The following is a 5,929-nucleotide window of genomic DNA, read 5'->3' on the forward strand; positions in this document are numbered from 1 at the left end:
CTTCCAGGGTGTAATACTTGAAGAAATGAAGCGGGTCGAAAGCCTCGGAGTATTCATTTCATCACTGGTTGAAACCGATGCTGTTACTGTCTCTGATATTGCTGAAAGAAGCGGTATCAACAAAATGAACATCAGCCGCTACTCACGGCAAATATCCGCAGCAGAAGACTTCCCGGCACCCGCTTATGGTGAAAAGTGGAGCTGGTCAGAGGTTGCTGTATGGCTAAACGCAAGAGGCAAGCTATCCAGTGAATACTGTGGAATGGCCAAAGCACTTAAAAACGCAGGGAATGCAATCAGCGTTAGAACACTGATGAGTGACACAGGCACTACCCATTTTTGGGGAAACATCACTGGATCCATGCTCACCACCCAGGCGAAACAAGCTCGGTCTCAATTAGAAGCAATGAGAGTAAATAGTAGATTTACCGGCAGAGGGTACTCGACCCGCACAAAGAAGCCAGCCAGATACAAATTATGGATAAACAACCCAGTATCTCTAAACAAAGCATCAAGCCCGGCACCGACAACCAAAAGCGAAAGATCCAAGCATCACGGATCTGAAACAAACTAAGGCTTATCACTACCAGACGCTAGTCGCCCAAGTGCAGGCATAAAACATAAGCGCCTGCACCCAGTTTTATATCCCGCTAGAGGCGCGATAAACCCTGCAATTTACGGGCTAACTCTCGGTTTATCGTTATTGTTATTTCTAATTGCAACAGTGATAGCTGTTCAACTATCCAATGATTACCAGTACCATAAAGACAGATTTTGAAAATTCGTGCTAGTTAGCGCGAACCGGATGCAGATAGCAAAAAACCCCGGAGTTTTACCTCAGGGGTTTTTTGCTAAACCAACGACCTACCAGTGATCCGACCAAAGAATGCTGATAGATCTTCACCGCATCCAGCGATAGCCTTTTTAAGAACAGAAAGTTATTAAGAAGACTTATAAGGCAAATATTACAGGTATTCGCAGCATTATGTACCCGCCCTGTAAAAAAAAACTTTGCCGAATACGCTGGATGCTCGAAAAGGAATCGAGCGTGCCAGACTCAGACGACACAAGTGTAACAGAATCCAGACAAGAAAACGCCACCGAAAACACCAGAACATCGGCGAAAAATGCTGTAAAAGCACCGAAAAAGCAGAACGGAAAGGCTGATTCCAAAAAAGCCAAGAAGACCATCGGCAAAGATAAAGCCACCAAAAGCAGAAATGTCACGTCCCAAGCCACCTATCACGATAATGTCATCCCTCTTAGCTCTGATGGATCACCAGACTTTTCTCAGCACATAAACCAGTGCATAGAAGAACTTAACCGGAACTACTACCACATCATCATTAACGGTAAGAACCGTATTATGAGGATGATTAGTGCCGATGTTGGGACAGGGTTACAACCTGAATTTTTCACCGCTGAAGAGTTCAAGGCCAAGTGGTCGCACGAACAAAAGATACCCGTAGGCTACAGAGGCGGGCAGATAACGAGAAAATCAAAAGGTGATGTCTGGCTCAACCACGCTGACGCCAACTTCGTTGATGGAAGTCTCGACTTTGACCCATCAAAACCACCACTGACGGTAACACCCCGAAACAGGCTTAATATCTGGCAGGGATTCGGAGTTAAACCGGCAGGCATTCCACCATCTGAACTGCTCAACGATGAACAAGTGGCTCAATACTTGGTGCATATCAGGGATGTTATCTGTGCCGGTGATGAAAGAGATTACAGATACCTCGTTGAATACCTTGCCCACATGGTTCAAAAACCTTGGGAGAAACCATCTGTAGCGATAGTGCTGAAAGCTGGGCAAGGTGTCGGCAAGGGAACATTCATGGCACCACTGATAACTATTATTGGTGGCCACGCACTGGCAACCACTCAGTCAAAAGACGTTACAGGAAAATTCAACGCAGCCCTGGAATCAAAGGTACTGGTGTTTTTTGACGAGGCTTTTGCAGGCAGCAAGCAAGCCAGCGATATGCTCAAGGGCCTCATTTCAGAACTCTACACTCGCATTGAACGCAAAGGGATAGACAGCATCAGGGTTCCCAACAAAATGCGTATTTTCATGGCCAGTAATAGCGAGAACATCGTTGTTGTTGAAAGTGACGACCGGCGATACTTTTTCCTCAGTGTCTCAGAGCATGTAAAACAGGATAAAGCCTACTTCTCTGAACGGGCTTATATGCAGCAATCACACCCAGATCATCACCAGTTTGTGGAGAAACTTCTTCAGTATCTTCTGAATATTTCCATAGAGGATTTTGACCCACACCATGCGCCTGTTACCAGTGAACTGGTTAAGCAGAAAATAGACAGCCTGAAGCCTGAAGAAAGATGGGTTTACAACATTCTGGTCAATGATGGAATCGTTGCAGGAGCTTGGCCTGCATGGATGGACAACCAAGAATGCTATCAAGCCTGTGAAAATTGGATAGATCAAAGAAAGATGAAGCCTTTATACGGAAATCCAGCCACAGCAATAGGACGGGCTTTAAACAAAGCAGGAATTGAATCAAAGATGCACCGAACAGGAGTTGGTGATAAACCAGAAAGAGTAAGGGTGTTTCCTTCTCTAGACCAAGCACGGCAAACCTTTGAGCGATTTCTAAAAGGCTCTATTGATTGGGAATAAATCCCGTATCGGGTAAATCAGCACTTTTTTTCATTTTTCCAGAAAAACAAAAAAAGGAAAAAACAAAATCGTTGCATCCCTTTATTTTAAAGGGCTGTAGCAGGTTAAGGTATAAAAAAAAGATAAAAAAAATCACAAAAACATGAAAAAATATGAAAAAAACAACCTTTTTACCCTCAAAACACGCAAAAAGTCCGATATTTTCGGACTTTTTTTTGCTCAAAAATCAGGATTTTTACTCAGAATATGGCTTTTGTATCACGTTGTAGCGGGCTGTATCGGGTTCGTATCGGGTATGCAGATCCTCTACAGCCCCCGTGGTATCTAGTGTATCGGGTAAAGCGGGTAAAAAATATAAAAGTGCTAGGGAATTGAAATAGTTTTCCTGAGAATTTCCAAAAACACCTGTTTTACCCGCTACACCTGATACCACGGGGGCTACAGCCTACCTCTAACCCGATACACTACCCGATACAAAGGTGATACAAATATACAAGTCCTGATACAACAGGGGATACAGAGCAGTTTTAAAGAGTTTCATCCTCTAAAATCCACTAATTTAGAAAAAATCCCAGGTTCTATAAGGGCTTCGCCCCCCGCGCTATCGCGCTTAAGACACTGGCCCCGCCCCCTTCCTCAATAGCTGGGGGTAAAGCGTTTCTTTGTCTAGTGTTTTTTTTTGCTTTTGCGGGAGAGTGGTGAGGCGTTCAAGCCATTGATATGCAAAGGCTACAGAGGATTTTGGTAGAGGATATTTGTTGTCAAAAAACCGGAATTTGATGTAGTATTAAACACGCACAGCCTGACGGCTATGGCAGCCCTGCTTCCGATACGGTAGCTGGTTCCGGGGAGGGTTACCTCCCCAAAATATTCTTATGTTGAGAAACCATGAAACTCACCACCATCATCGCTGCCCACATTGCAGCACTGCCTGTTGATACCAGGCTATCCAACGCATACCTCAAAGAATACCTTCACGACACCCCCAGAGTTATCCGAACCATTGCCAGGTGCCAAGCTGAATCAGCAGGGTTTATTGAGCACAGGGGATACAGGACTAAGGGCGAATCTCCCACCTATCACGTAACAGGCACATGGACGGGAAACTCTCATGATTATGAGATGCTTGATGCCATAGAAACCGATAAGAGCCTATCCGATTACGAGATGTCGCTTATCGTCCCTGAGTCCTATAAGGCCATTCCCGCCAATGGTGAAGGATTTGAGATCGGCCTATATAAGCTCTCCGAGAAAGATAACCTTACAGCCATAAAAGACCGTCTTTCCAGATCAATGCCCGTTGTGCAGGCAAAAACAAAAGGATCTGTTGATTGGGATAACAATGTAGGTACTGGTCTGTACCTAATGACGGCCAATGGTGTTACGAGATCCGACAGTGTTCTTATAAGAAAACCATCATCCGGTGGCCATGCTTCTTTGAAAGCAATGATTGCCGCCACCCGGTCACTGAAGAAGCCTTGTATTGTTTTCTGGGAAACAACCTGGAGTGTCATGAACACGAAAGGTAAAAATTCATGGGAATGCGTCCAGCTAATCAAAGAGATTCAGAAGGGTAAGCACATTGTTTTCTGGCAAAAAACCATTCTGACAAAAGAAGAATTTGCCGACCTGTTTGAGACAGAAAAAAGCACCGCATAAATCCATTCAAGCCCTTTATTATCAAGGGCTTTCGGCTAATTCTGGACTATAATTCAAGGTAGTATTTTGATGTTATTTCATTGAAATTTATGTACTTGAATATGAGTGAATATGTCCATGAATACACAAGGTAACACTCAGCAAAAACAGAAATCTGAACTCATTGAAGTTGAAGGCGTTATCCGATCTATCAGTTTTGTCGGAACCACTGGTAGAGGCACACCATTTGTCAGACTGAAATTCAAAACGAATAACGGCAGAAAACTGAAACTGTCGAAATTCGATACAGTTGAAGGTGATGTTGAACGATTGATAGATATACCTGTCAGGGTTGATTACTCAGTTTCTTATGACTCACTGGGTAATGAGTATTTCAATATCGACGGTGAATTTGAGCCAGTACTGAAGTCATACCAGCAGGCACCACAGCAGATCCAACACCAACAACCTCAGCAACAGGCACCACAGCAACAACAACCTCAGACACAAGCCGTTTATCAGCAGCAACCTCAACAACAGCCTCAGCAGGCTTATTCTCAGCCTCAGCAGCAAGTTCAACAGCAACCCGTATATCAGCAACCTGCTCAGCAACAACCTATCCAGCAGCCTCAGAATCAGTCTCAGCCGCCTAATGGTTTTGATGATGATGATATTCCTGATATTCCTTTCTGAGAAAAAACGGTTCCCAGGTAAAGAAAAGGCTCCTGATCAGGGGCTTTTTTTTATGCTGGCTGATCGGTGGCCAGTTTGCAGGAAACAGTAAAAATCCATTGTCGCCCAATGGATACCGTCAATACTTGACCAGTTACATTAACTTTTCGGAGCAAAGACAATGGCGAGGATTAAGACTGGTGGACGTGTAGTAGGTTCTGCAAACAAGCTGTCTGCTGTAGTGCGGGATACATTAAAGGATGCCTTGTGTCATGACTTCTCAAAGATCCAGGTATACCTATCAGAAATAGATGATCCAAAGGACAAATTGGAATTGCTTATCAAGTTCCTGCCGTATATCTGCTCGAAGGTATCAGAGAAACCGGAAGAAGAAGCTCCCAGTCAAACGGTTATATTCAACCAACATATTATCAAGCCCGATAAAGACACTGAGACTGACGGTATCGACCCAGCGGACACGGATAACAGTCTACGACTGGTAACAGATAATAGTTAATACCCCTACCCTGCAAGACTTTAAGTACTGCTGCCAGTTCTGGCCAGTGATAATAAACAGCCCTGAAATTTTGAGGAAAAAAAATTTTGGGGCTCCCTCCTAAATCCCCACCACTTGCAGAACAGACGACCAATATCCCTGATGGTATTTAGTACGACCATACCTAGATAACTGGATCTAAGATCATAGGCACACCAGAACAATAGACTGACAACGCAAGGGCACAGACTCTATAGTTTATCAATAATGGTGCACCCTTGTAACACGTAATGACATACTGTAAATGGTGCACCCCGCTAACCTGTTAATAATGGTGCACCCAGTTAACCATCAGTTGAATATGGTGCACCTAGGTAATCAAAAGTTATGGTGCACCTCGATAACCAATCGTCATTATGGTGCACCCAGTTATCTTGCAAGATAACTGGGTGCACCATAATGACGATTGGTTATCGAGG

General features: G+C 44.1%; 5 protein-coding genes. All 5 read left to right on the plus strand.

Features of this window, described 5'->3' with window-relative positions; genetic code table 11:
* On the plus strand, window positions 1-574 hold a 574-nt coding region (locus tag RM811_RS08745), incomplete at its 5' end, for a hypothetical protein (protein ID WP_402523006.1).
* A gap of 453 nt (window positions 575-1,027) precedes the next feature.
* Complete coding sequence (locus RM811_RS08750) at window positions 1,028-2,644, plus strand: primase-helicase family protein (protein ID WP_402523008.1); 1,617 nt, start codon at window positions 1,028-1,030, stop codon at window positions 2,642-2,644.
* An 888-nt stretch (window positions 2,645-3,532) separates the two neighbouring features.
* Window positions 3,533-4,303, plus strand: a complete 771-nt coding sequence (locus tag RM811_RS08755; RefSeq protein ID WP_402523010.1) for a hypothetical protein — start codon at window positions 3,533-3,535, stop codon at window positions 4,301-4,303.
* A 117-nt stretch (window positions 4,304-4,420) separates the two neighbouring features.
* Entirely contained in the window at window positions 4,421-4,975 is a 555-nt protein-coding gene (locus RM811_RS08760; protein WP_402523012.1) for a hypothetical protein, read from the plus strand.
* Between the two features lie 160 nt (window positions 4,976-5,135).
* On the plus strand, window positions 5,136-5,471 hold the full coding sequence (locus tag RM811_RS08765) for a hypothetical protein (protein ID WP_402523015.1): 336 nt from the start codon (window positions 5,136-5,138) through the stop codon (window positions 5,469-5,471).
* The last annotated feature ends 458 nt before the right edge of the window (window positions 5,472-5,929 follow it).

This window comes from Endozoicomonas sp. (genome assembly GCF_031844845.1).
In the GTDB taxonomy this organism is placed as follows: domain Bacteria; phylum Pseudomonadota; class Gammaproteobacteria; order Pseudomonadales; family Endozoicomonadaceae; genus Endozoicomonas.

Excerpts from the sequence above, each read along its gene's own strand:
- RM811_RS08750 (WP_402523008.1), top strand. The coding sequence starts at position 1,028 with ATGCTCGAAAAGGAATCGAGCGTGCCAGACTCAGACGACACAAGTGTA.
- RM811_RS08755 (WP_402523010.1), top strand. The coding sequence starts at position 3,533 with ATGAAACTCACCACCATCATCGCTGCCCACATTGCAGCACTGCCTGTT.
- RM811_RS08760 (WP_402523012.1), top strand. The coding sequence starts at position 4,421 with ATGAATACACAAGGTAACACTCAGCAAAAACAGAAATCTGAACTCATT.
- RM811_RS08765 (WP_402523015.1), top strand. The coding sequence starts at position 5,136 with ATGGCGAGGATTAAGACTGGTGGACGTGTAGTAGGTTCTGCAAACAAG.